The following is a 23,466-nucleotide window of genomic DNA, read 5'->3' as shown; positions in this document are numbered from 1 at the left end:
CGTGCTAGCGTCGCGAGAAGGGCAAGGTCGCCCGCCGCGGGGCCCGGCCGAGCAGCGAGACAACGGGACACGGGAGTGCCTTCACGTGGCGACAGCGGAGCCGACGCACGCCGACGACGCCGAGCCCGGCCAAGGAGCCGGCCAGCGAATACGCGTGCGTACGCGGCACGTTGAACGCCCCGGACCGAACGACGCCCCTGACTCCTCCGGGTCGGCCGAGAGCCCCGAGCACGACACGGACTCCGGCGGCGGTGAGCACCGCGCGGACCCCGACGGCGTTCAGGAGACCACTCGTCTCCACCGCTTCCTCCGGCACCCCGCGACCCTCGCCACCGCGCTCTCCGGCATCCTCCACGTCATCTGGTTCTTCACGTTCGCGAACAGCGGGGGCGACCTCGCGGCGCAGGACGCGTGGGCCGAGTTCGTCGGGCGGAACCCGGGTTCGGCGTACAACCTGGCCTGGTACGGCGGGATGCACCCGGTCTCGTACAGCGTGGTGTCGCCGTATCTGATGGCCGTGCTCGGCGTGCGGACGACGCTGATGATCGCGGGGACGATCTCCGCCGGGCTGCTCACGCTGATCCTGATGCGCACCAGGGCCGTACGGAACCCGGTGTGGCCGTCCCTCGCCGGAGTGTTCGCGCTGCTGTGCAACGCGGCCTCGGGACGCGTGACCTTCGGCCTCGGCATGGTGTTCGCGCTCGGCGCGACCGCCGTCGTCTTCTGTTGGCCGTACCGCTGGCGCTACAAACGCTGGGCCAAGGCCCTGTGCGCGGCCCCCCTCGCCGCGCTCGCGACCGCCGCGTCACCCGTGGCCGGACTCTTCGTGGGCTTCGTCGCGGTGGCGCTCTTCCTGCAGAAGCGCCGCCCGGGCGCGTACGCGCTCGGCCTCGCGCCCGCCGCCGTCGTCGGCGTCTCCGCGTGGCTGTTCCCCTTCTCCGGTACGCAGCCGATGCTGTGGGCGTCGGTCCTGCTGCCGTTCTCGTACTCGGTGTTCGTCTTCCTTCTCGTCCCCAAGGAGTGGAAGACGGTCCGGATAACGGCGGCGGTGTACGGACTCTCCGTCCTCCTCGTCTGGCTGATCAGCTCGCAGATCGGCTCCAACATCAGCCGCCTGCCCATGCTCCTGGCGGGGGTCGTGCTGATCGCCGCGCTGCCCTTCACGGTGCCGCGCTCGCGCAAGTGGTACGCGATCGTCGTCACCTTCGTGGGCATGAACGCCTGGATCGGCTTCAAGGCCGTCGACGACATAGTGCACACGACGCCCGCGGCCTCCTGGGCCCGCGAACTGGCCCCGCTGGTCAACCAGCTCCAGGTCGCCGGTGCCGAGAAGGGCCGCGTCGAGGTCGTACCGGCCCGCTCCCACCGGGAGGCGTCCGCCCTCGCCCCGTACGTCAACCTCGCCCGCGGCTGGAACCGGCAGGCGGACATGGAGCGCAACCCCCTCTTCTACGACGACACCCTCAACTCCGCGAACTACCACGAGTGGCTGCGGCGCTGGGCCGTCCACTACGTCGTCGTCCCCAAGGGCGAGCCCGACGGCGACGGCGGTGAGCGCGAGCGGGAGCTCGTGCAGCGCGGGATGCCGTATCTGAAGCAGGTCTGGGGCGACGCCAACTGGCAGCTCTTCAAGGTCATCGACCCCACCCCGATGGCCGACCCGCCCGCCGTCGTCGACCGGGCCGAGCAGGGTGAGCTGACGATCGAGGTGAAGCGGGCGGGGCAGGTGCTCATCCGGATCCCGTACTCGCCGTGGCTCGGGCTCGTCGACGCGGAGGGCAAGAGCGTGAAGCCGCCGCAGGAGACCGAGGAGTCGAAGCGGCTGCGGGAGGACGACGACGAGTTGCCGAAGACGTACGAGAACGTCAACGGGTGTCTGATGGAGACGGAGGAGGACGTCAACGGGGACAAGTGGACTGAGCTTCTCGCTCCGCGGGCCGGCACGTATCGGTTGGCTGCGCCTTATCAGTTGCCCCGGGGGACGGGGTGTCCTGAGGAGATGAGGGAGGCCGTGCGGGGGACCGGGTAGCGCTTCCGCGGGTTCGATTTCGGGTGCGGGTTCTTTGTGGCCGGTCGCGCCCACGCGGCGGAGCCGCAAATCGATACAGCCCCGCGCCCCTAAACAGGGAATGCCACGTCGCAGACCTCGTCCTCCGGGCCCGACTCGTCCCAGTCGGTGAAGTAGATCTCTCGGCACGGGCCCGCGTAGGCGAGGCCTTCTTTGGTCAGCCAGGCCTCCACCGCCTCGTAGGCGGCGTGGATCTGGGGGTTGGCCACCTGGGCCTTGGTAATGCGGGTGTAGGCGAGGCGGCGGGCGGGTTCGAGGCGGGCCGTCGTGTTCCAGGCGCGGGCGTGCCGGGCGGCCCAGGCGCGGGCGGCGGCCGGGTCGGCGACGGGGACGCAGGACTCGACGGGGCCGTCGCTCTCCTGCGAGACCTCGGAGTAGTAGACGACGAACGGGGCGCCCGTCGTGCCGCCGCACTCCTTCGCGGCCGCCTCCAGCCGCCCCAGTGACGCCGGGATCCAGACGGGCAGCTCCTCCACGAGGGTGTGCCGGTTCTCGGTGATGACCCACTGCTCCGGTACGTCCACGGTGTGGACCTCGAATGTCGCGTACAACTCGGAACTCCTTCCGGAAAGCCGTCCACGGAGGTAGTGCGCGAGTGTCCGCTGCCCGGCGAGGCGTTCCTCGACGTCCGCCCAGTAGGCGCTCACGAGGTCCGCGGCCGCCTGCCCGTCGGTCTCCTGGCGCTCCACGACCTCGGCGATCCGCGCGAGCGGCATGTCGAGTCCGCGCAGCAGGAAGACCAGGCGGGCCCGTTCGACCTGGGCGGCGCGGTAGTAGCGGTAGCCGGTCGCGTCGTCGACGTGCGCGGGGCGCAGCAGGCCCAGCCGGTCGTACAGCCGCAGCGCCTTCGGCGAGAGCCGCGCACGGGCGGCGAACGCGCCGATCGTGAGCAGGCCCTCGGCCGGGGGCAACGCGTTGGTCACGGGTTCCACGGGCCCATCCTCCGTCACCGGGCGACTGCCGCCCGGCGGGAGGAGGATGCTCCTTGCCCCAGGGGCAAGGTCAACCGACGGGAGCCGCCGCGTCAGGCGACGAGCGCCTCCACGGCCGCCACGACCTCGGCCGACTCCGGCTCGGTCTGCGGCGAGAAGCGGGCGACCACCGTGCCGTCCCGGCCGATCAGGAACTTCTCGAAGTTCCAGCGGATGTCACCGCTGTGCCCCTCGCCGTCCGCGAAACCGGTCAGCCGCTCGTAGAGCGCGTGCCGCGCGTCCCCGTTCACGTCGACCTTCTCGGTCATCGGGAAGGTCACGCCGTACGTCGCCGAGCAGAACTCCGCGATCTCCTCGGACGTGCCGGGCTCCTGGCCCATGAACTGGTTGCAGGGCACGCCGAGCACGGTGAAGCCCTGCGCGGCGAACCGCTCCTGCAGCCGCTCCAGGCCCCCGTACTGAGGGGTGAGCCCGCACTTGGAGGCCACGTTGACGATGAGCACGGCCTTGCCCTTGTACTGGCCGAGGTCCGCTGAACCGCCCTGCAGGGCATCGATGTCGACGTCGAGAACTGAGTCAGTAGTCATAAACGGATGCTAACTCCGCTCCGAAGTGGCACGGGCGGCGCCCCGGTCTCCCTGGGCGCCGACGAGAACCTCGCCCGCGGGGGTGCGGTAGTAGAGGACCGACCGCCCGGAGCGCCGCCGCTCGACTAGCCGGGCGTCGAGGAGCACCTTCAGGTGGCGGCCGACCGAGCCGAGCCCCTGTCCGGTGACGGCCACCACCTGGCTCGTACTCATGGGGGAGCCGAGCAGCACGAGAACGCCCGCCCGCCCCGCCCCGAGCAGCCGGCTGAGGCTCTCGGGGGCACCCGCGGCCGTCGCCCCGGTGTCCGCGAGCGCGCCCGAGCACGGGTACACGACCGCGTACCGGTCGGGCTCCTCCCACGACACCCAGCCCTGCCGCTGCGGTGTCACGGGTACGAAGATGAGCTCGGCGCCCGAGATCTCGCGGGGCGGGTACTCGTGGAGGTTGATCTGCAGCCGGTTCTCGCCGAGCCAGCGCATGCCCGGCCGCATCGCGTCGAGGGCTGCCGCCCAGCCGCCCTGGCTCAGCTGGGCGGTGCGGGCGACGACATCGGCTTCGAGCACGCGGCGGCGACGGGGCCAGTAGGGGCGTACGGCCTCGGTCCAGACGTGGGTGAGCAGGTCGGCGGCGCGGTCGGGGAGGTCGTCGCGGTCCTGGAGTATGCCGGGGAGCGGGCCGCGCAGGGCGACGGCGAGGTGGGCGCGGGCGGCCTCGGGGGAGGTCTCGCGTACACGGCCGACCTCGGTGCCGAAGTCCTCCTCGCCGCGCGGGGTGGGCGTGAGGAAGTCGGCGATCCACTCGGGCCCGAGCCCGGCCCGGACGAGGGCGGCGGTGACGGGATCGGCGGCCAGCCGTCGTAGGTGGTCCGGCAGATGGGCCTCCAGCCAGGCCCGCTCGCCCGGGTGCGCGGCCGTCCCCGCCCGCAGTGCCTTCAGACAGGCGAAGGTCTCGGCGAGCGGCGAGAGCACGAACCGGCTGCCCGCGAGGGTGTCGGCGTTGACCTGCCACCAGCCCATGTCGGCGACCTCCCCGGTGCCTGTCCCGCCGTCTGCCGCACTGGCTGTTCCGCCGACTGTTCTGCTGTTTGCTACGCCGTTTGCTTCGCTGCTTGTTTCGCGCAGGAGCGAAACTCTACCGGCCGCTCCGGCGCCGGTCCGAGACTCCGGGGCATGCCCACGACGTACCGGTCCCTCTTCCGCACCCCGGAGTTCACCCCTCTCTTCCTGGCCTCCTCGGCGCAGGTGGCCGCCCAGACGATGAGCGGTCTCGCGCTCGGCACGCTCGTCTACCGGGCCACGGACTCGCCCCTGCTGTCGGCCCTGAGCATGTTCGGCCCGTCACTGGCCCAGGTGCTGGGCGCGACCACGCTCCTGTCGGCGGCCGACCGGCTGCCGCCCCGGGCCACGCTGACGGGCACCGCGCTGGCGTTCGCGGCGGGTACGGCGGCTCTGGCGGCCCCGCAGCCCCTCTGGGGGATCTTCGCCCTGATCCTCGTACTGGGCCTGGTGGCGTCCCTGGGCGGCGGGGTCCGCTGGGGCCTGCTGAACGAGATCCTGCGCGCGGACGGCTACATCCTCGGCCGCTCGGTCTTCAACATGGCGAACGGGATCACCCAGGTCGCGGGGTTCGCGACGGGAGGCGTCCTCATCGCGTTCCTGTCCCCGCGCGGCACGCTGCTCACGGCGGCGGCCCTGTACGCGACCGCCGCCGCGGTGTCCCGCCTCGCCCTGACCCGCCGCCCGCCGAGAACCACGGGCCGGCCGTCGGTGCGCGAGACCCGCCGCACGAACGCGGCCCTGCTCGCCTCCCGCCCGCGCCGCCACCTGTTCCTGGCCCTCTGGATCCCCAACGGCCTGATCGTCGGCTGCGAGTCCCTTTATGTCTCGTACGCCCCCGGCCACGCGGGCCTGCTCTTCGCCTGCGCGGCGCTGGGCATGCTGACCGGCGACGTGGCGGCGGCCCGCTTCGTGCCGGCCCGCCTGCGCCCGCGGCTGGGCGTGCCCCTGCTCCTGCTGCTGGCGGCCCCGTACGTGCTCTTCGTCCTGCGCCCGGGGCCCTTCCTGGCGGCCGCCCTCGCCACCCTGGCCTCGGCCGGTTTCGCGGCGAGCCTCCTGCAACAGGAACGCCTGATGGCCGTGACCCCGCCCGAACTGTCCGGCCACGCACTGGGGTTGCACTCGTCCGGAACGCTGACGATGCAGGGGGTGGGAGCGGCCCTGGCGGGCGGGACGGCCCAACTGACGTCACCGGGCACGGCGATGACGGTGATGGCGCTGGCGTCGATCGCCGTGACGGTGAGCCTGGCGCCGGGGCTGCGCCCCGCACCTCGTCCGGCTAGCGCGCCACGAACTGCGTGAGGATCGCCTGGACCTCGTAGATGTCCACGCCCTTGGTGAAGGTCTTCTCGATCGGCGCCGGGGTGCCGGAGATCCAGATCTTCAGCTCGGCGTCGAGGTCGAAGTGGCCCGCGGTCTCGACGGAGAAGTGGGTGATGCTGCGGTAGGGGACGGAGTGGTACTCCGTCTTCTTGCCGGTGATGCCCTGCTTGTCGACCAGGATGAGGCGGCGGTCGGTGAAGAGGATCGTGTCGCGTATCAGCAGGTACGCCGCGTACACCTGCTCGTCCTGTCCGAGCAGTCGCGCGTAGTCGTGCTGGGCCTTCGCCGGATCGATGGTGTGCGCGTTTCCGAACAGCGCCATGATGTGCCCCCGTTGGATGTGTGGAACCGGATGCGGACCGGATCGTGATGTCACAAGATCCTCACACTGTAGGGCAATCAGGGCACCGATTCAGCTGAGGCGACCGCCGTCCGGCGGCGGCTCACCCCGGGTGCCGACCGGTCCGTCCGATCCGTGACGCTTCCATTACTCACACCACCCTTGACAGCGTGCGTACTGTTTCGCGAGGTTTGAGCCACGCCGAACAGTTCGAGGCGGGGGCAGGACGCGGAGAGCGCGTCACGGGGGAATGGGGGGGGCTGCCCGTGCGATCCATGAGCACCATCACGATCCACAGACCCGAGGAACTGAGCATCCCGCTGCGCCGGGCCTGGCACCGTGCGATGGACGAGTCACCGGACTACGCGAACCCCTTCCTGGCACCGGAGTTCGCGGCCGGGATCGGCCGGCACCGCGGTGGGGCGCGGGTGGCGGTCCTGCACGAGGGCGAGGAGGCCGTCGGCTTCCTCCCGTACGAGCGCAACGCCTTAGGGGTCGGCCGGGCCATCGGACTCGGTCTCTCCGACGCCCAGGCCCTCGTGCACCGGCCCGGCGTCACCTGGGACACCAGGGAACTGCTGCGGGCCTGCGGGCTGTCCGTCTTCGAGTTCGACCACCTCGTCGAGGAGCAGAAGCCCTTCGGGGCGTACGTCACGGGGACGTTCGCCTCACCGGCCATCGACCTGAAGGACGGCGACGACGCGGGCTACGCGGAGTGGCTGCGCGGCGCGTACCCCGGGCTGGCCAAGACGACGCTGAAGAAGGAACGCAGGCTGGCGCGCGACCTGGGCGAGATGCGGTTCGTCTTCGACGAGCGCGATCCGGGGGCGCTGCGCACGCTCATGCGATGGAAGTCCGCCCAGTACCGCAGGACGGGACGGATGGACCGGTTCGCGCGGCCGTGGATAGTCGAGCTCGTGGACCAGCTGTTCCAGGTCCGCGAGGAGCACTTCACCGGTGTGCTGTCCGTGGTGTACGCGGGGGACCGGCCGGTGGCCGCGCACTTCGGGCCGAGATCGCGCACGGTGTTCGCGCCGTGGTTCACCGCGTACGACCCCGACCTCCACTACTACTCGCCCGGCCTGATCATGCACCTCCGCATGGCCGAGGCCGCCGGCCGGGACGGTGTGCGGCTCATGGACCTGGGGCGCGGCGACAAGGAGTGGAAGGACTGGCTCAAGACCCGCGAACTGCGCGTCGGCGAAGGCTTCGCCGTCCGGCCCCACCCGGTGGCCACGGCACACCGGCTGTGGCGCAGGCCGGTGCGCGGCCTGCGGAACACGGTCCTGGCCCATCCGCGGCTGCGGGAACCGGCCGACCGGCTGCTGAAGACGGTGGGCACGCTGCGTACGTCGGGCCGCATGGGCACGGGCTCCGGCACCGCCCCACGACGGAACGCGGACGGACGGGACAACGTGAACCCGCAGGCCGACGCGGACCCACAGGGGAAAGCGAACGCGCGGGGCAACGCGGCCCCGCAGCGGAAGAGGTGACGATGCCGTACGGATCGCGGCTCGCCGCGACGATGGCACGCCGGCTCGGACGGGAGTGCGTCTACACACCCTCGGCACGTCTGGCCCTGTACCTGGCACTGCGACGCTGGTGCCGCCCGGGCGGGCGGGTGCTGATGTCACCGGTGAACGACGACGTGATCCTCTTCGTCGTCCTCGCGGCCGGACTGCGCCCGGTGCTGGCCCCCGTGTCCGTCCGGGACGGCAACATCGACCCGGCCGCCGTACCGGAGTCCACCTGGCGCGGCGTGGACGCCGTCCTCACCACGAACCTGTACGGCATGCCGGACCGGGTCGTGGAACTGCGCCTGCGCTGCGAGGAGTTGGGGATACCCCTGATCGAGGACGCCGCACACGCGATCGGCACGCACCTCGACGGGCGGCCGATCGGGACGTTCGGAACGGCGGCGGCCTTCAGCCTGTCCAAGCACGTGGCGGCGATGGCGGGCGGCTTCCTGGCCGTGGAGGACGCGCGCACCCGCCGGGAGCTGGAGCTGCTGCGGGACGACCTCCTGGTCCCGGGCCGCCTGGCCGGCGACCTGGCAACTGCCCTGCGCCCACTGGCGCGTTCGGCCGTCCGCACCCTGCACCTGGTGCGCCCCGCCTGGCGGACGATGCAACGCCTCGGCCTCCTCGAACGCGACGACTTCCGGATGGCCCTGCACGCGCCCCGGCTCTCCGCCAGCGCACTCCGGGCACCGAGCCTGACCGCGTACGAGTCATGGATCCGTGTCGACCTCCACGACTTCCGGACCCGCCACGGAACCCTGGTCCGCGGGCAGTTGAAGCTCAGGATGGCGCTGCTCGACGAGAACCTCACCCGCCGCCGGGCAGGCGTCGGCGTCCTCTCCGGCACGCCCTGGGCCTCACCGGCACTCCGAGATCGCGCGGCAACGGGCGGGCCGCTTCCCCTCTTCCGGGTCCCGCTCCTGGTCCACGACCGCGACGCCCTCGTGCGGCGCCTGGTGAGACACGGAGTGGTCGCGGGCTACATCTACGATCCCCCGCTCGACGACTACGCGGGCGCGGAGTTCGTCGAACCGTCCCCCGACCCGTCGTCCGCCCGCTGGTTCGCCTCCCACGTCCTTCCGGCCGATCCCCTCCTGGCCCGCACCCTCACCGCCGCCCTCACAAGAGAACGGACGAAGACCGCGCACCCACCGACCCCGACCGCCGTCGTCCCGGACGCCACACCTCCGGCGCCGTTGGGGCAGTGAGCGGGCGGGTGGTCTCACCGGCCGTGCGCCGGGCCCTGCTCAGGGGCGCTCCGTGTCGTACACCGTCTGGTTCCGCTCGATGTCGGGGTTGTTGTCGACGGCCCACTCGGCCAGCGCCACGGCGGGCTCGATCAAGGTCCGTCCCATCGCGGTGAGTTCGTACTCCACGCGAGGCGGAACCTCGGCGAACACCGTGCGGGACACGAGGCCGTCGCGCTCCAGGTGCCGGACCGTGCGGGTGAGCATGCGCTGCGAGATGCCGGGGATGCGCTGCTGGAGCTCGGTGAAGCGCATGCGCTCGCCGTCGAGGGTGGCCACCACCAGCAGCGTCCACTTGTCGCCGATGCGGTCCAGGATGCCCCGGATCGCACGGCCGCCGTCGCCACGGATGAGGCAGGTCCTGCGGTACTTCGACATCGGCGTCCCCTGTTCGCAACGCACACCGGTGTGCCTTTTGTGAGCGTCTCGATAGTCACCGACCATGTGCCTACTTACAAGTGGTAACCATGACGGAGGGCGCAGAACATGGAGATCGCCTACTGGATCGTCGCCGGACTCCTCGCCGTCTTCTACCTGTACGCGGGTGGCAAGAAGGTCGCGCAGAGCAAGGAGCAACTGGCGCCCATGATGGGCTGGGTGGACACGGTCCCGATGGGGGCGGTCCGGGCCATCGGCACCATCGAGATCCTCGGCGCCGCCGGCCTCGTACTGCCGCCCCTCACAGGGACGGCCCCCGTCCTCGCGATGGTCGCCGCACTCGGCTTCCTCGTACTCCAGATCCTGGCAACCGCCCTGCACCTGTCGCGCGGAGAGGTGAAGGAAACGGGCCTCAATGTCACGCTCATCGCCCTCGCGGGGGTGGCCGCGTGGCTGGCCACGACCTGGTGAGGCCCAACCCCGAACAGCTCCGGTCGCGGGTGGCCGGAACCCGGACAGTTATCCTTCCGTCTTCCCTCGTCGGGCGGGCTGTTCTCCATGGGGGAGAAAGCGGTCCCGACGGGAAGGCGGCGAACGAAACTCACCCCGACCATTGACCAAAATCTATTAAATCGGCTGAAAATTGAGATATATACCATGGCGTGATTCTTCGCGAACAAGAAGAAGAATCACGCTCTCCGTGTGGCGTGGGTCACGGACGGGGCTCTGGGTCGCGGCGGGTGTCGTGGCTCTCGGATTCCTCATAGCGCTGGAGATCGCCGCACGGCACTACGGTCAGCCGGGGCCGATCACCAATCAGGCGCGAGAGGTGATATTCGCGCCCAAATCGGGCTTCCTGCTGTATGCCGGTATGGCATTGATGATGGTGGTTCTCACCTGGCGGCAACGGTTCATCGCGGCCGGTGCCGCCATCGGTATCGACATCGCCTTCGCGGTGGTCCGGTGGGCGGTCGACGCCAGGGTGACCGACGGCCACCCCTTCGGCAACGGCGCGTTGTGGGTGATGCTGGGGTACGCGGTCATCGCCGTCACCCGCCGTACCGGCCGGGAACGTGTCCTGTTGCTCAAGGGCGTCGGACTGGGCCTGCTGCTGGTGGCCGGCCGCAAGACCGGCGACATCTGGCTGCTGATCACCTCCAGGACCCGCCCAGGGGTGCTCGACCAGTACGTGGCAACCGCCGATCACGCACTGGGCAACCCGTCGTGGCTGATGGGCCGGATCGTCACGGCCACCGGCCCGATCGGCTCCAACCTTCTCAACATCGTCTACAGCCAGCTCGCGGTGGCCGCGGTCGTCGTCGCGCTGTACCAACTGCGCAACGTGGCGGCCGAGCGCCGCTTCCCGCGCCACCATCTGGTGCGTACGTTCCTGGTGATCGGCCTCCTCGGGCCCGCCACCTACATGATCTTCCCGGTGGTCGGACCGGTCTTCGCCTACGGCACCGGCCTCGAGCACTGGTCGTCGGTCGGCCTGTGGCCGGAAGGGCCGCCCAGCGGGCAGTGGGCGGTGGCCGACCTGTGGCCGCGGACGCTGCCGCCGATCAGCACCCCGCACCCCATGCCGTTCGACGAGGTCACCCCGCGGAACTGCATGCCCAGCCTGCACACGGCCTGGGCCGTCGCGATCTTCATCCACTCCCGGAAGGGCCCGCGGACGCTGCGATTCGCAGGCACGTTCTGGCTGCTGGCCACGCTCGGCGCAACGCTGGGATTCGGCTACCACTACGGCGTGGACCTCATCGTCGGGGTGGTGTTCACGCTCACGGTCGAGGCGGCCCTGCGCTCGTACGACCGCGGCTGGGATCGAGCAGGGGTCCGACTGGTCGCCTACGGCACAACCGTCTTCGCCGCGCTCCTGGTGTCCTACCGCTACCTGCCGTTGGAGATGGCCCGACATCCGTGGCTGTACGGCCCACTCCTCATCCTGACGATGATCTCGGTGATCTACGGCTATGCAAGGACCGTCGCACTGTGGGAGCCGAGTGCAGCACCAGCGCGACAACCGGAACGGCAACCCGAACTCGTTTGAACCGCGTCGCACCCGGTTGTGGGCCGAGCGCGGAAGTGGGCGATGGCGACTGAGCGGTCAGCCGGTCGGTCGCCCTGTCACACCGGCTCCTGCCCGTCCCCGCGGTCTGAGAGTGGGGACGGGGGCGGACCCGGAGGCGGTGTCTGTGCCTCGTGCCATCATCCTCGCGTGCTGAAGATCCCCGGATACGAACACGGTCCTCTGGTCGTGGGCAGCGCCTACCTGGACGATCCGCTGTTCTGGCCCGTGCACCTCGGTTCCTGCTTGCGCGGAGAGGACGCGCAACGAGCCGCGTTCGGCGCCGACTGGGACGCGGCCATCGAGCTCAGCCGCAGGCTCTCCGCCGCGCGTGAGTGGCCGGTGTTCAGCCTGCCCCTGCGCTCCGGTCACACCATCCACGTCGTCTACCGGAACTTCGAAGGCGACCGAGGGGTGGACTACCTCATTCACCACCCGGCTTGGTCCGCAGCGGAAACCCTCGCCGTGGACGACGGCCATTTCATGGGGCCGGGCACGGCATGGCCGGAACTGCTGTCCGCGGCTGGTCAGTCGGCATCGGAGGGCGTTGACGATTCCGACGCCCGTCTCCTGCTCCTGTTCCCGAGCCTCGGGGATGCGCAACTCCCCGACGACGCGCCCGCTGCCCTGACGGCCGCTCTTGCCGCTCTCACCTTGATCGAGGAGCCCGCCGAAGTAGCGAGGACGCTTCTTGAGAAGCAGGGGCAATGGGCGCCTGAGCACTGGAGATTGGCAGACGGCATCTGGATCAACGACGGCGGGCATTCCTACCGAAACCCCCTCAACGCCTTCGCCATGCCCAAGGGTCACCTTCTGGAGATCAGCAACGCATTGAACGGTGAGAAGCGCGGGCCTCACCAGACATCCGGCTGAAGCACTGAGCGTCCGCGTCACCAAAACCCGGTTCTGCGGTCGGGCCTGGCTGCGGCAGCATGGGCCGTTGCACTGATGATCCTGAGGCGCTCCGGAGGGACCTGGTGGACGCGGGACGCGGGCCGAGGCTGATTCTGCTGTGCGGGCTTCCTGGTTCCGGGAAGACGACACTGGCCAAGCGCCTGGCGGATGAGACTCCGGCTGTGCGTCTGTGTCCGGACGAGTGGATGGCGGATCTCGGCGTCGACTTCTTCGACGAGCAGGCGCGCGACCGGCTCGAGAGGCGCTTTGCCCGGCATGCCCAGGAGCTGTTGAAGCTCGGACAGAGTGTGATCCTGGAGTTCGGCTTCTGGGCACGCTCGGAGCGGGACGAGAAGCGCCTCGGGGCGCGCGCACTCGGCGTTCCCGTCGAACTGCACTACCTCACGGCGCCGATCGATGAACTGCACCGCCGCCTCGATGTCCGCAACGGGGAGGGCGAGCGGGGGACGGTCCCGATCACTCGCGAGATGCTCGAGGAGTACGCAGCACTCTTCGAGGCCCCGACCAGCGACGAACTCCGCCTGTTCGACGAACCTCCGCCGCCCCGGAGGGGATGACCGGGCCGGCCGGGTTCCGGGAGCGGCCGAGCCGCGGTGCACGGTTCTGGCATACGCCTAGCGACGCCGGTTGTATCTCCGCTTCACTGCGAGACATGGAACTTCAGTGGTTGGGCCCGTGGGACGCAAGCCGCCACCGGGCCAACACGGCATCAGCGCGGGGTGAGTGTTCCTGGGCAGCACCATGCCCCGAACCCGCAAAGTGGAGCGTTCTCGTCACGTACTCGGGTGGCGAGAGCTGGTGGGCCGCTTGCGCGCGGCACGCCGCCACATCCGCGGTGCTGTCCACCGGCAAGCCGGCCGACTAGCACGCGGCTCCGGCCGCCCTGTGCGGCTTGCAGAACATCACCGGTCGGGTGACCTCCACACCGGCCTGGGCGGCCCGCAGGTACCAGGTGGTCGCCCGCGAGGTACGTACGCACGTCGACCTGTGTTCCCCGACGAAGTCCGTCTCGACGCGGCGGTCAAGGAGTCGGCCGAGTCGGTCCCCGGTATCGAGGAACGTGCGTCGGTCACGATCGAACTCGCTGCCGAGGCAGTCGACGAGCCGGGGCTCGGGCACCGGACCGGCATTGCCGAGGTCAGCCCTGTTGAGGCCCGGGTCGGTCTGGTGCGTAGGCACCAGGGCATGTGAGCGGCTGGTCCGGGTGCACCAGGGGAAGACGGCGACGGGGGACGATGCCCGGCCGGGCGCCGGCGGGAAGTGTGGGAGGCGCGCGAATCTCGCGCATTCCCCTTCCTAACGGTGTCTGGAGCGATCAACAGATGGCGATTTTTCTATACCGGATCGGACGGTGGGCCTTCCGGCGGCGCCGGCTCGTCAGTGCTGTGTGGCTGGTTGCCCTGGTGCTGGCCGGGGTCGCCGCCGCCACGGCGCCGGAGGGGAAGGAAGAGGACCTCTCCATGCCCGGCACCGAGTCGCAGAAGGCGTTCGACCTGCTGGACGAGCGGTTCCCCCAGAGCAACTCCCAGGGCGCCGAGGCCCGTCTGGTGTTCCAGGCCCCGGACGGGCAGCGGGTGACGGCCAGGGAGAACAAGGCGGCCGTCGAGGACACGATCGGCTCCCTGGACGGGGGCGATCAGGTCGCGTCGACCACCGACCCCTATGAGACCGGCGCCGTCAGCAAGGACGGCACCATCGCCTACTCCACGATCACCTACACCGCGGACGCCGTCGACCTGACCGAGCCGACCAAGAGCGCACTCGAGGACGCCGCGAGCCAGGCGCGGGACGCGGGGCTGACCGTGGAGATCGGCGGCTCGGCCCTGGACGCGGAAGTGGAACCGGGCGGTACGACGGAACTCATCGGCGTGATGGTGGCGGCGGTGGTGCTGGTCCTCACCCTCGGGTCGCTGGCCGCGGCCGGACTGTCGCTGCTGACCGCCTTCCTGGGCGTGGCCATCGCCTTCGGCCTGGTCACCGCACTCGCCGTTCCGCTGGGCCTGACGTCCACCGTCGCCATCCTGGCGCTGATGCTGGGACTTGCGGTCGGCATCGACTACGCACTCTTCATCACCTCCCGCTTCCGCGACGAGCGCGCCCGGGGCAGCGAACCGGAGGAGGCCGCCGGCCGGGCGGTGGGCACGGCCGGATCCGCCGTGGTCTTCGCCGGCGCGACCGTCTTCATCGCCCTGGCCGGGCTGGGGGTCGTCGGAATCCCCGAACTCACCAAGATAGGCATGGGCGGCGCGGGCGCCGTGGCCCTCGCCGTACTCGTCGCACTGACCCTCGTCCCCGCGCTGTTCGGCTTCTTCGGCCGGCGGGTACTGTCCCGCTCCGTCCGCAAGGCCGCCCGGCGGGCAAGCGAGCGCCCGCACCCGGTGCCCACCGCGGCGGGCCGGCCCGGACTCGGCACCCGCTGGGCGCGGTTCGTGCTGCGCAGGCCGGTGGCCGTGCTGATGGTCGCCGGACTCGGCCTCGGCGCCGTCGCCCTACCGACGCTGAGCCTCGAACTCGGGCTCCCAGGAGACGAGTCCAAGCCGGTGGAGACCACCCAGCGCCGCGCCTACGACCTGCTGTCGGAAGGCTTCGGCCCCGGCTTCAACGGCCCGTTGACCGTGGTCGTGGACACATCGAAGTCCGCGGACCCCAGCGCTGCCACGGACCTGGTCGTCAAGACCGTACGGGGAGTGGACGGGGTCGCCTCGGTCGGTGATCCGGTTCTCAGCCGGAACAAGGACACGGCCGTCCTCACCGCCGTCCCGCAGACCGCGCCGACCAACGGCGAGACCAAGGACCTGGTGCACACGCTCCGGGACGAGGTCTCCGGCATCGAAGCCGGCACGGGCGCCGGCATCCTGGTGACCGGCACCACCGCGCTGAACATCGACATCTCCGAAGCCATGTCCGACGCCCTCATCCCCTATCTGACCGTGGTCATCGGCCTGGCGGTGCTCCTGCTGCTGGTGGTCTTCCGCTCGATCCTGGTCCCGGTCAAGGCCGCGCTCGGCTTCCTGCTGTCGGTGGGTGCCGCCTTCGGCGTACTCGTCGCGGTCTTCCAGTGGGGCTGGGGGGCAGACCTGGTCGGCATCGAGCAGACCGGACCGGTCATGTCGCTGATGCCGATTCTCATCATCGGCATCGTGTTCGGCCTCGCCATGGACTACGAGGTCTTCCTCTTCACCCGCATGCGGGAGGCGTACGTCCATGGCGCCACCCCCGGCGAGGCCATCGTCAGCGGTTTCCGGCACAGCGGACGTGTGGTGGCCGCGGCGGCGATCATCATGATCAGCGTGTTCGCCGGATTCATCGGGCTGAACAGCCCGACCATCCAGACCATGGGCGTCGGCCTGGCCTCCGCCGTCGCCTTCGACGCCTTCCTGGTCAGGATGGCGATCGCACCCGCGGTCCTGGCACTGCTCGGCCACCGGGCCTGGTGGCTGCCCCGTATCCTGAACCGCGTGCTGCCGAACGTGGACATCGAGGGTGAGGCACTGAACAGGCGTGTCCCGGCCCCCGCGGCCGATCCGGACGCAGAGGTGCCGCGGCTCCCCGTCGGCCGGCACAGCAGGCCATGACGAACACGGGTCGTGGCGGCCCGCGACCACGCGGCGCGTGGTGGCGGGAGGCGGCGGTCACGGCAACGGCGTTCGTGCTCTGTCTGCTCGGCGGCACGGTGCAGGTCGACGACACCCTGTCGGCACCGCCTGCCGCCGCCTACTTCGTCGCCGTGGTGTCCTGTGGCGTGCTGCCGGTGCGGCACCGGGCACCCCTGGCCGCCATGGCGGCCACGACCGTGTGCGGCATGCTGGCCGGGCCGTTGGGCCTCCTGCTGAGCCCGCTCATCGCGGCCCCCGCCGTGATCACCGCCTACTCCTACTCGCTCGCCGCGCGCACCGAATGGCGCGCGGCGAGCGCGGTGTCTCTCAGCTCCGTGGCGCTGCTGGTCGCCTCCACCTCCATGTCCGGGGACCTCTCATGGAAGGACGCGAGCAGGATGGGAGTGGTGGGGGCGTTCCCGCTGGTGGCCGGCGTACTCGGTCACTCGGTGCGGAACCGACGGGCCTACCTGGCGGCCGTGGAGGAGCGGGCCCGGCGGGCCGAGGAGAGCCGGGACAGGGAGGCGCGCCGGAGAGTGGCCGAGGAACGGGTGCGCATCGCCCGGGAGTTGCACGACCTCGTGGCCCATCAGATCACCCTGGCCAACGCGCAGGCCACGGTCGCCGCCCACCTCTTCGACACCCGCCCGGAGCAGACCCGCAAGAGCCTGACGGAGCTCGTCGAGACCACCGGCCACGCGCTCGACGAACTGCGGGCCACGGTCGGTCTGCTGCGTCAGTCCGGGGACACGGCCGCCCCCGCCGAACCGGCGCCCGGGCTGGCCCGGCTCCCCACGCTCTTCGAATCCTTCCGCCGCGCGGGTCTGGAGGTGTCGGTGCACCAGGAGGGCACGGCCAGGCCGCTGCCACCGGGTGTCGACCTCACCGCGTACCGCATCGTCCAGGAGGCCCTGACCAACGTGACCAAGCACGCCGGCACCGGCAGTGCCCGGGTGCGCCTCGCCTGGAACACCGATCGGGTGACCATCACCGTCGCCGACGACGGAGCGGACGCCCGCACGGCACCGACCGCATCCAGGGGACCGTCCACATCCGCGGGACCGTCCACGTCCGCGGGACCGATCACGTCCAACATGCCGGAACGTTCGCCCGGTTACGGTCTGATCGGGATGCGTGAACGTGCCACCGCGGTCGGGGGACACCTCTCCGCGGGCAGGCGTCCGGAGGGCGGCTTCCTCGTCTCCACCCAGCTGCCCCTCCCGCCCGCCAAGGACACGACACGGACGACCGACGGATCAACAACCGTCGAGGGACGGATGTCTGACGGAACGACAGACGACGTACGGACGGGCGGCGGAGCGACAGGCGACGGGCGAACAGGCGACGGAGAAGCCGGTGATGCGCCGTGACGCTCCGCGTGCTCCTCGCCGACGATCAGGCCCTGCTGCGCGGTGCCTTCCGGTTGCTTCTCGATTCCGCCGACGACATCACCGTGGTCGGCGAGGCCGCCGACGGCAGGGATGCGGTGAGACTCACCCGGGAGCTGCGCCCGGACGTGGTGATCATGGACATCCGTATGCCCGAGGTGGACGGTCTCACCGCCACGGCGGAGATCTGCGCGGACCCCGAACTGCGTGCCAGCCGCATCCTGATCCTCACCACGTACGAGACCGACGAGTACGTCGCTCAGGCGCTGCGCGCGGGGGCCGGCGGCTTCATCGGCAAGGGCATCGGGGCCGAGGACCTGCTGAACGCCGTACGTACGATCGCCGAGGGGGACACTCTTCTGTCCCCCGCCGCGACCCGTTCCCTGGTCACCCGTTTCCTGGCCACACCGGACGACGCCCCGCCGAACCACCCCGAACTCGCCGTGCTCACCCCGCGCGAACGCGAGATGGTGGCTCTGGTCGCGACCGGCCTGTCCAACCAGGAGATCGCCGAGCGGATGTTCCTCAGCCCCTTCACCGTCCGCGCCCATGTGCAGCGCGCCATGACGAAGCTGGAGGCCCGCGACCGGGCGCAACTCGTCGTCATCGCCTACCGGACGGGCCTGGCCCACGCGGCCCCCGACGGCGGCACCGACCGCCGCCGGCCGTAGCCCGATACCGAGGACTCGTTGCCGGGGCCCGTCAGCGACTCGACGCGGCTGCCGTATCAGCTCACGGGCTCACGAGTTCATGGGCAGCGGGGCGAATTCGGGCAGCGCAAGGGCCGAGTAGGCCGGTCGTACCGTCGCGGAGGGCATGGTGACGAGATCGCGCAGCATGGTGTTGCGTTGCTCCAGGGCCCGCACCGTGGTGGGGAAGAGCGTGGCCCCGCCGTTGTCGACCAGCGCCTGATTCATGGCCACGAACCCGCGAGCACCGCGTTCGTAGGCGGCGAAGGCCGCGGTGTGGTCCCGGTTCGCGGCCAGGGCGTTGGCGAGCATGTAGGCGCCGACGAGCGCGAGGCTCGATCCTTGTCCGGTGAGGAACGAGGGCGCGTACGCGGCGTCGCCGACGAGCGCGACGCGACCCTTGGACCAGTGGGGCATACGGATCTGACCGGCCGTGTCGAAGAACAGGTCATCCGCGTCACGCATGGCGTCGACCATGCCGGGGACCTCCCATCCCGCGCCCGCGAAGACCGTGGCGACCAGATCCCGCTGGGCGTCGGGGCTCCGGAGGGCGCCGAAGGGCGGTTCCGGCTGGTGAAAGGTCAGGAAGGCGTGCAGTTCGTCGTTGTCCCCGACGGCGTAGAGGGCCGCGGCCTTCCCCGGGGTGTTCCACAACACGACCTCGCGGGAGAGCCCGAAGGTGTTCGGCATGGTGAATATGGCGAAGCAGTATCCGAGGTGGCGGTGGAACTGTTCTTCGGGGCCGAACAGGGACTCCCGGGTGTGTGAGTGCATACCGTCGGCGCCGACCACCAGGTCGAACGTACGCCGTCGCCCACTGTGGAAGGTGACGTCGACCCCTTGTCCGTACTGGTCGAGGGTGTCGATGGAGTCGTCGAACAGGAATTCCACGTCGTCGCGAACCACCGCGTAGAGGGCCGCGGCCAGGTCCCCACGACGCACCTCCAGGTCCCGTCCCTCGACACCGCCGGCAACGGCGTGCGGGCTGAGCGAGGCCACTTCGCTGCCGTCGGCGTCGAGGAAGGTGCAGCGACGCGAGTCGATGTGCGCGTCCCGCAGCCGCGGCAGTATCCCCATCCGCCGGACCACCTCGATCGCGGTGCCGCGGACGTCGATCGGGTAACCACCGTCGCGCAGGGCGCCTGCCTTCTCCACCACCGTGACCGCGAATCCGGACCGGTTCAGCCAGTACGCCAGCGCGGGCCCGGCGATGCTGGCCCCGGAGATCAGAACCTTGCGCTTCGCGGCGGTACTCGCCTGAGTACTCACGTGCGTCGACAGGCCGGTCGACAGACCGATGGACGTCATGCCTGGGATCCCTTCTTCGCGATATTGATCTTCGTGATACGGACAATGAGCAGTGACAACGCGGCTACGAGGCCGGCGGCGGCGAAACCCGTGGCGAAGGCCGATTCGGCAGGAAGGCCCGTCGTCGGGTCGGCCCCGGCGTCGAGGATCGCGCCGCCGACCTGGGCGCCCAGAGCGACGCCGATCACGCGAGTCACCACGAGCAGGCTGGTGGCGATGCCGGTGTCCTTGGCCTCGACGGCGGTGGCGGTGCCGGCGAGCAAAGCCGTGGTGCCGACGCCCGCGGCGAACGCGGTCAGCACCTTCGCGAGGACGAGCTGCCACTCCGCGGAGTGCAGCGACGCCAGGGCGATCATCGTGACCGCCGTGACGACGGTGCCCACGACGACCACGGCACGCGGACCGAAACGCCGCGCAGCGATCCCGCCGACCGAGTCGCTCACCGCCCCGGCGATGGCACCGGGCAGCAGGAAGAGTCCGATGTCGGTCGTACTGGCTCCGAAGCCGTACCCGTCGGCCGATACGGCGAACAACTGCGGGAGCAGAAAGAGCACCATCCCCGCGCTGGTGGTGATGACGAAGGTGAGCACGCCCGCATGCCACATCGCGGGCTTCGTCAGCATTCGCAGATCGACCATCGGCGAGGCTGCCCGGCGCTCGACGGCGACCCATCCGGTCGCGAGGGCGGCCACGACCACCGCGATGGCGCCGACCGCGAGCGGCGGCAGGCCACCCTCCCTCGTCACCGTCACGAGCCCGAGCATGAACGCGAGCAACGTGGCGCTCAGCAGAACCGTGCCGGGCCAGTCGATCCTGTCGTCCGACCGGATCGGTGGATCATGCGGCATCAGCCGAGCGACGGCCAACGTCGTCACGATGATCGCGATCGTCGGCAGCGCGAACATCCAGTGCCAGGACAGGCCTTCGGCGATCGGCCCGGCAAACAGCATTCCCACCATGCTGCCGCCCGTGAACAGCGCGACGACCAGCCCGATCGCCACCTGCGACTCTCCCGCCGGGAGGTGTTTGCGCACCAGGATGAAGGAGAGGGGCAGCGCACCCACCATGACGCCCTGCAGTACCTGACCGAGCAACAACACCGGCAGGTTCGGCGCCAGGCCGGCCAACAGACCACCGACCGAGACCACGGCCATCAGCTGGACCAGCACCCGCTTTCCGCCGTAACGGTCGCCGAGTTTGCCTGCGACGGGTGTGACGACCGCACCGGTGATGAGCAAGGTGTTGCCGATCAAGGCCCCTTCGCCAGAACTGACCCCCAACTCACGTTGCAGCAGCGGGAGCGCAGGCTCCACCACCGACTGCAGGGTGCCGAGGGCGAGCGCCAAGATGCCGAGGGCACCGATCGCCGGCCTCCCGATACGAACCGGCGAAACCACGGCTTCGGACGTAGACGTCCCTTTCATCACCTGTTGATCACTCCAGACACCACTGCGCAAGGGCAGGGGGAGGGGGAAGGGCAAGGGAAATGCGCGAGTTTCACGCGTCTCCAACACTTCCTTCCGGCGCCCGGCCGGGCATCGTCCGCGGCCGCCGTCTTCCACTGGTGCACCCGGACCAGCCGCCCACGTGCCCTGGTGCCTCCGCACCAGGCCGCCTCGGGACGGGTGAGGGTGACGGTCGTGGCGAGGCCCGTGACTGGGTTGGGCGCGCCTACGACCTCTTCGTCCCGAACTCTCGGCCGGGAGGCTGTTGAGGTCCGGTCGGCTGGTCGGTCGGCCTTCGGCGGTTGTTGACGCCCGGCTGCGGTCGTGGTGATTGCTGTACTCCATTGCCGTACAGCTGTCACGGGATCAGGAAAGCCGCCCGGCGTCGTGAAGCGCGTCGAAGGCCATCTCGTCGACGGCCGAGACCCGGTCCCGATCGGCGTAGCGGAACCACGCCTTCTCGGCGATCTCCCTCGACGGGGTCAGCTCACCGCGGTGATCGGCGGTGTAACAGATCATCCGGAAGGGGTCGTGATCCGGATGGCCCTCGCCGATCTCGAAAGTGCCGAAGTGCACCATGGAACCGGGGTCGATCGTTGCCTGCAGTTCCTCGTCGATCTCCCGCACCAGGGTCTCGCCGTCGGACTCGCCCGGCTCACGATGACCGCCCGGGAGGTAGAAGCGATCTCTGCCGTGACTGCGCGTCACCAACACCCGGTCGTCCCGAACCAGGATCCACGCCACCTTCTCCGGCACACCGCTGCCACTCGCCATGGGCCGGGACCGTATCGGAGGGCATCGCCTGCGTCAGCACCGTCTTGGTCACTTCCACCGTGACTCCCCGCTGTTTCCCGTTCTGTCCGGTGCGCTTGTGGTGCGGCGGCTGAAGGACCTGCCGATGACCACCCTCTGGGCGGCTCAGGAAGATCATGCAACAGTGGGTCCATGGCGGCATCGGAAGTCACGGTCGTGGCGGTCGACGAGGCCGAGAGGCTTGCGGTGGACGGGCTGGGCTGGCTGACGGCGACGGCGCGGGAAACCGCCGACGGAGGCCTTGCCTGGACGACCAGGCCCTCGGACGATGAACTCGACGCGATGCTCTACAGCGGCACAGCCGGGATCGTCCCTGTGCTTCTGGAGGCGTGGCGGCACTTCGGCGACGACTCCTACGCCGACACGGCCCTGCGCGCGGCCCGCAGCCTCGCGGACTCCGTCGACAGAATTGACGACGACTCCCTCTACTTCGGTCGCACCGGAATGGCTGTCGTCCTGCGGGCCCTTCACGACGAACTCGGCGACACGGCCGCCGGCGCCGCCGCGGACCGCGCACTGGAAGTCGTACGATCACGCTTCGACGGGACGCGCTGGGGCGAGCTGTTCGAGCTGATGGGCGGCAACGCGGGCATTGGCCTCGGCGCGCTCGTGGCCGGCGATGCCGAACTGGCCGTCCTCGCCATGGAGCCGTATCTGCGGACGGCGGAGCACACCCCGACGGGCGTCCAATGGGCCCACCTCCCGGACACCGACTCCCGTCTGCACCACATCTCGCACGGCACCCTCGGCATTGTCCTGGCGCTTGCCCGGGTCGGCCGGGCCACCGGCCGTGCCGACCTGGTCGAGCTGGCGCTGACCGGCGCCACGAACATCGTGGCGCGTGACGAAGCAGGGCCGGAGGGCTTCCTGGTGGTGCACTCCACCCCGCAATACCTCCCCGATGCGATCGATCCCATCAGCTACGGCTGGTGCCACGGCCCGGCCGGCGACGCCCAGGTCTTCCGGCTGATGCGGGACATCACGGCCGACCCCCTCTGGCCCGCCCTCGCCGACCGCTGCTGGCACACGGTCACCCACTCCGGGCTGCCCCAACGGCTGCGCCCCGGCTTCTGGGACAACAACGGGCGCTGCTGCGGCACCGCGGGTGTCCTCGCTCTGGCCTGTGACCGGATCGCTGAACAAGAGGACCCGCACGACTTCGCACACGTCCTCGTCGCGGACCTTGCCGCCCGCGCGATCCAGGACGCCGACGGTGCGCGGTGGTCCAACTTCGAGCACCGGGCCACCCCGAGCGACCTCGAACCCTGCACCGGCTGGGCGATGGGCAACGCGGGCATCGTCCGCGAGCTCCTGCGCTTCGTACGGCTGAGCCGCGGAGGCGACCCCCGGTACGCGTTCACCTGGCCGGACCAGCCTTCGACACCCGCTCAGACCACGATCCGCTACTCCGGCACGGACACCGTGTCGTGACGGATCGTAGGTGCGAGCCGGTCAGGCGGCGTCGACAGGCGCTGTCCTGCTGTTCGCGCGCTGTGCGTCGTCGTTGTCACGCAGTTGGACACTCAGTGTGTCTCGCACGCGAAGCCGGGGTGCAAGTTCCTACAGGCCTCGTAGCGCCTCGTACAGGTCGTCGTAGGCTGCCCAACAGTCGATGCTGCCGTCGTCGTACAGGCTGCCCATGTACCAGTCGTCGTCATCGACGGGCTTCACGAGGCACAGGCTGTGGAACCCGAGAACGATCTCCGGGCGTGGCATTTCGTGGGCCTCGGCGAAGGCGACCCACTTCACTGGCCGATCGGGATCCAGGACAACGGCTTCTCGGTCCCCCGATA

At 70.2% G+C, this 23,466-nt stretch carries 22 protein-coding genes; 13 read left to right on the top strand and 9 right to left on the bottom strand.

The features are described from left to right. The first annotated feature begins 85 nt into the window (after nucleotides 1–85). The gene (locus OG718_RS24920; protein WP_143638729.1) at nucleotides 86–2,029 is read left to right on the top strand and encodes an MFS transporter; all 1,944 of its coding nucleotides are present in this window, start codon (nucleotides 86–88) and stop codon (nucleotides 2,027–2,029) included. 89 nt (nucleotides 2,030–2,118) lie between these two features. Here the strand turns inward: OG718_RS24920 and OG718_RS24915 are convergent, their stop codons facing one another. From OG718_RS24915 to OG718_RS24905, 3 genes are all read right to left on the bottom strand, one after another. Then, on the bottom strand, nucleotides 2,119–3,018 hold the full coding sequence (locus tag OG718_RS24915; protein ID WP_398937744.1) for a MerR family transcriptional regulator: 900 nt from the start codon (nucleotides 3,016–3,018) through the stop codon (nucleotides 2,119–2,121). A gap of 74 nt (nucleotides 3,019–3,092) precedes the next feature. After that, the gene (locus OG718_RS24910) at nucleotides 3,093–3,587 is read right to left on the bottom strand and encodes a glutathione peroxidase (RefSeq protein ID WP_143638732.1); all 495 of its coding nucleotides are present in this window, start codon (nucleotides 3,585–3,587) and stop codon (nucleotides 3,093–3,095) included. A gap of 9 nt (nucleotides 3,588–3,596) precedes the next feature. After that, nucleotides 3,597–4,604: a helix-turn-helix domain-containing protein gene (locus OG718_RS24905; RefSeq protein WP_306938606.1), complete on the bottom strand. Its 1,008-nt coding sequence runs from the start codon at nucleotides 4,602–4,604 to the stop codon at nucleotides 3,597–3,599. A gap of 153 nt (nucleotides 4,605–4,757) precedes the next feature. Between OG718_RS24905 and OG718_RS24900 the strand changes: the two genes are divergently transcribed. After that, nucleotides 4,758–5,945, top strand: coding sequence for an MFS transporter (locus OG718_RS24900; RefSeq protein ID WP_143638736.1), 1,188 nt, complete (start codon nucleotides 4,758–4,760; stop codon nucleotides 5,943–5,945). Here OG718_RS24900 and OG718_RS24895 read toward each other — a convergent pair. Then, a complete protein-coding gene (locus OG718_RS24895; protein ID WP_055615870.1) occupies nucleotides 5,923–6,288 on the bottom strand; it encodes a PH domain-containing protein in 366 nt (121 codons plus the stop codon). The two genes, OG718_RS24900 and OG718_RS24895, sit on opposite strands and share 23 nt — an antisense overlap. A 293-nt stretch (nucleotides 6,289–6,581) precedes the next feature. Between OG718_RS24895 and OG718_RS24890 the strand changes: the two genes are divergently transcribed. Further along, entirely contained in the window at nucleotides 6,582–7,799 is a 1,218-nt protein-coding gene (locus tag OG718_RS24890) for a GNAT family N-acetyltransferase (RefSeq protein WP_443055141.1), read from the top strand. Nucleotides 7,800–7,801: 2 nt separating this feature from the next. Continuing rightward, nucleotides 7,802–9,034 carry a DegT/DnrJ/EryC1/StrS family aminotransferase gene (locus OG718_RS24885; RefSeq protein ID WP_306938604.1) on the top strand — a complete coding sequence of 411 codons (1,233 nt, stop codon included), beginning with the start codon at nucleotides 7,802–7,804 and terminating at the stop codon, nucleotides 9,032–9,034. Between the two features lie 39 nt (nucleotides 9,035–9,073). Here the strand turns inward: OG718_RS24885 and OG718_RS24880 are convergent, their stop codons facing one another. After that, nucleotides 9,074–9,451 carry a winged helix-turn-helix transcriptional regulator gene (locus OG718_RS24880; RefSeq protein ID WP_143638742.1) on the bottom strand — a complete coding sequence of 126 codons (378 nt, stop codon included), beginning with the start codon at nucleotides 9,449–9,451 and terminating at the stop codon, nucleotides 9,074–9,076. Nucleotides 9,452–9,559: 108 nt separating this feature from the next. Here OG718_RS24880 and OG718_RS24875 point away from each other — a divergent pair, with 108 nt between their 5' ends. The 8 genes from OG718_RS24875 to OG718_RS24840 all read left to right on the top strand — a co-directional run bounded on the left by OG718_RS24875 (nucleotide 9,560) and on the right by OG718_RS24840 (nucleotide 18,089). Further along, complete coding sequence (locus tag OG718_RS24875) at nucleotides 9,560–9,922, top strand: DoxX family protein (protein ID WP_143638744.1); 363 nt, start codon at nucleotides 9,560–9,562, stop codon at nucleotides 9,920–9,922. Nucleotides 9,923–10,151: 229 nt separating this feature from the next. Beyond that, nucleotides 10,152–11,501: a phosphatase PAP2 family protein gene (locus OG718_RS24870; RefSeq protein WP_328845211.1), complete on the top strand. Its 1,350-nt coding sequence runs from the start codon at nucleotides 10,152–10,154 to the stop codon at nucleotides 11,499–11,501. 168 nt (nucleotides 11,502–11,669) lie between these two features. Then, nucleotides 11,670–12,392, top strand: coding sequence for a hypothetical protein (locus OG718_RS24865; protein WP_328845210.1), 723 nt, complete (start codon nucleotides 11,670–11,672; stop codon nucleotides 12,390–12,392). A 59-nt stretch (nucleotides 12,393–12,451) separates the two neighbouring features. Next, nucleotides 12,452–12,991, top strand: a complete 540-nt coding sequence (locus tag OG718_RS24860) for an AAA family ATPase (RefSeq protein WP_328845209.1) — start codon at nucleotides 12,452–12,454, stop codon at nucleotides 12,989–12,991. Nucleotides 12,992–13,421: 430 nt separating this feature from the next. Continuing rightward, nucleotides 13,422–13,625 carry a hypothetical protein gene (locus tag OG718_RS24855; protein WP_143638749.1) on the top strand — a complete coding sequence of 68 codons (204 nt, stop codon included), beginning with the start codon at nucleotides 13,422–13,424 and terminating at the stop codon, nucleotides 13,623–13,625. 131 nt (nucleotides 13,626–13,756) lie between these two features. After that, nucleotides 13,757–16,009, top strand: coding sequence for an MMPL family transporter (locus tag OG718_RS24850; protein ID WP_143638750.1), 2,253 nt, complete (start codon nucleotides 13,757–13,759; stop codon nucleotides 16,007–16,009). Then, on the top strand, nucleotides 16,006–17,400 hold the full coding sequence (locus OG718_RS24845) for a sensor histidine kinase (protein ID WP_328845208.1): 1,395 nt from the start codon (nucleotides 16,006–16,008) through the stop codon (nucleotides 17,398–17,400). Before OG718_RS24850 ends, OG718_RS24845 begins: the two co-directional genes overlap by 4 nt. Beyond that, complete coding sequence (locus OG718_RS24840) at nucleotides 17,397–18,089, top strand: response regulator transcription factor (RefSeq protein WP_328845207.1); 693 nt, start codon at nucleotides 17,397–17,399, stop codon at nucleotides 18,087–18,089. Before OG718_RS24845 ends, OG718_RS24840 begins: the two co-directional genes overlap by 4 nt. Before the next feature lie 69 nt (nucleotides 18,090–18,158). Here OG718_RS24840 and OG718_RS24835 read toward each other — a convergent pair whose 3' ends face one another. From OG718_RS24835 to OG718_RS24825, 3 genes are all read right to left on the bottom strand, one after another. Beyond that, a complete protein-coding gene (locus tag OG718_RS24835; protein WP_328845206.1) occupies nucleotides 18,159–19,415 on the bottom strand; it encodes an FAD-dependent monooxygenase in 1,257 nt (418 codons plus the stop codon). Continuing rightward, nucleotides 19,412–20,839: an MFS transporter gene (locus tag OG718_RS24830; RefSeq protein ID WP_328847826.1), complete on the bottom strand. Its 1,428-nt coding sequence runs from the start codon at nucleotides 20,837–20,839 to the stop codon at nucleotides 19,412–19,414. The genes OG718_RS24835 and OG718_RS24830 overlap by 4 nt, the downstream gene beginning before the upstream one ends. Nucleotides 20,840–21,226: 387 nt before the next feature. After that, on the bottom strand, nucleotides 21,227–21,634 hold the full coding sequence (locus OG718_RS24825) for an NUDIX hydrolase (RefSeq protein ID WP_328845205.1): 408 nt from the start codon (nucleotides 21,632–21,634) through the stop codon (nucleotides 21,227–21,229). A 171-nt stretch (nucleotides 21,635–21,805) separates the two neighbouring features. Between OG718_RS24825 and OG718_RS24820 the strand changes: the two genes are divergently transcribed. Next, the gene (locus OG718_RS24820; RefSeq protein ID WP_328845204.1) at nucleotides 21,806–23,104 is read left to right on the top strand and encodes a lanthionine synthetase LanC family protein; all 1,299 of its coding nucleotides are present in this window, start codon (nucleotides 21,806–21,808) and stop codon (nucleotides 23,102–23,104) included. Nucleotides 23,105–23,233: 129 nt separating this feature from the next. On the opposite strand, the gene OG718_RS24815 is transcribed toward OG718_RS24820, so the two are convergent. Further along, nucleotides 23,234–23,422 carry a hypothetical protein gene (locus OG718_RS24815; protein ID WP_328845203.1) on the bottom strand — a complete coding sequence of 63 codons (189 nt, stop codon included), beginning with the start codon at nucleotides 23,420–23,422 and terminating at the stop codon, nucleotides 23,234–23,236. Between the last annotated feature and the right edge of the window lie 44 nt (nucleotides 23,423–23,466).

Source organism: Streptomyces sp. NBC_00258 (genome assembly GCF_036182465.1).
Taxonomy (GTDB): domain Bacteria; phylum Actinomycetota; class Actinomycetes; order Streptomycetales; family Streptomycetaceae; genus Streptomyces.
This window is presented reverse-complemented; position numbering and strand designations above follow the sequence as displayed.

Coding starts and splice junctions, on each gene's coding strand:
- OG718_RS24910 (WP_143638732.1), bottom strand. CDS start 3,587: ATGACTACTGACTCAGTTCTCGACGTCGACATCGATGCCCTGCAGGGC.
- OG718_RS24905 (WP_306938606.1), bottom strand. CDS start 4,604: ATGGGCTGGTGGCAGGTCAACGCCGACACCCTCGCGGGCAGCCGGTTC.
- OG718_RS24900 (WP_143638736.1), top strand. CDS start 4,758: ATGCCCACGACGTACCGGTCCCTCTTCCGCACCCCGGAGTTCACCCCT.
- OG718_RS24895 (WP_055615870.1), bottom strand. CDS start 6,288: ATGGCGCTGTTCGGAAACGCGCACACCATCGATCCGGCGAAGGCCCAG.
- OG718_RS24890 (WP_443055141.1), top strand. CDS start 6,582: ATGAGCACCATCACGATCCACAGACCCGAGGAACTGAGCATCCCGCTG.
- OG718_RS24885 (WP_306938604.1), top strand. CDS start 7,802: ATGCCGTACGGATCGCGGCTCGCCGCGACGATGGCACGCCGGCTCGGA.
- OG718_RS24880 (WP_143638742.1), bottom strand. CDS start 9,451: ATGTCGAAGTACCGCAGGACCTGCCTCATCCGTGGCGACGGCGGCCGT.
- OG718_RS24875 (WP_143638744.1), top strand. CDS start 9,560: ATGGAGATCGCCTACTGGATCGTCGCCGGACTCCTCGCCGTCTTCTAC.
- OG718_RS24860 (WP_328845209.1), top strand. CDS start 12,452: ATGGGCCGTTGCACTGATGATCCTGAGGCGCTCCGGAGGGACCTGGTG.
- OG718_RS24850 (WP_143638750.1), top strand. CDS start 13,757: ATGGCGATTTTTCTATACCGGATCGGACGGTGGGCCTTCCGGCGGCGC.
- OG718_RS24845 (WP_328845208.1), top strand. CDS start 16,006: ATGACGAACACGGGTCGTGGCGGCCCGCGACCACGCGGCGCGTGGTGG.
- OG718_RS24835 (WP_328845206.1), bottom strand. CDS start 19,415: ATGACGTCCATCGGTCTGTCGACCGGCCTGTCGACGCACGTGAGTACT.
- OG718_RS24830 (WP_328847826.1), bottom strand. CDS start 20,839: ATGAAAGGGACGTCTACGTCCGAAGCCGTGGTTTCGCCGGTTCGTATC.
- OG718_RS24825 (WP_328845205.1), bottom strand. CDS start 21,634: ATGGCGAGTGGCAGCGGTGTGCCGGAGAAGGTGGCGTGGATCCTGGTT.
- OG718_RS24820 (WP_328845204.1), top strand. CDS start 21,806: ATGGCGGCATCGGAAGTCACGGTCGTGGCGGTCGACGAGGCCGAGAGG.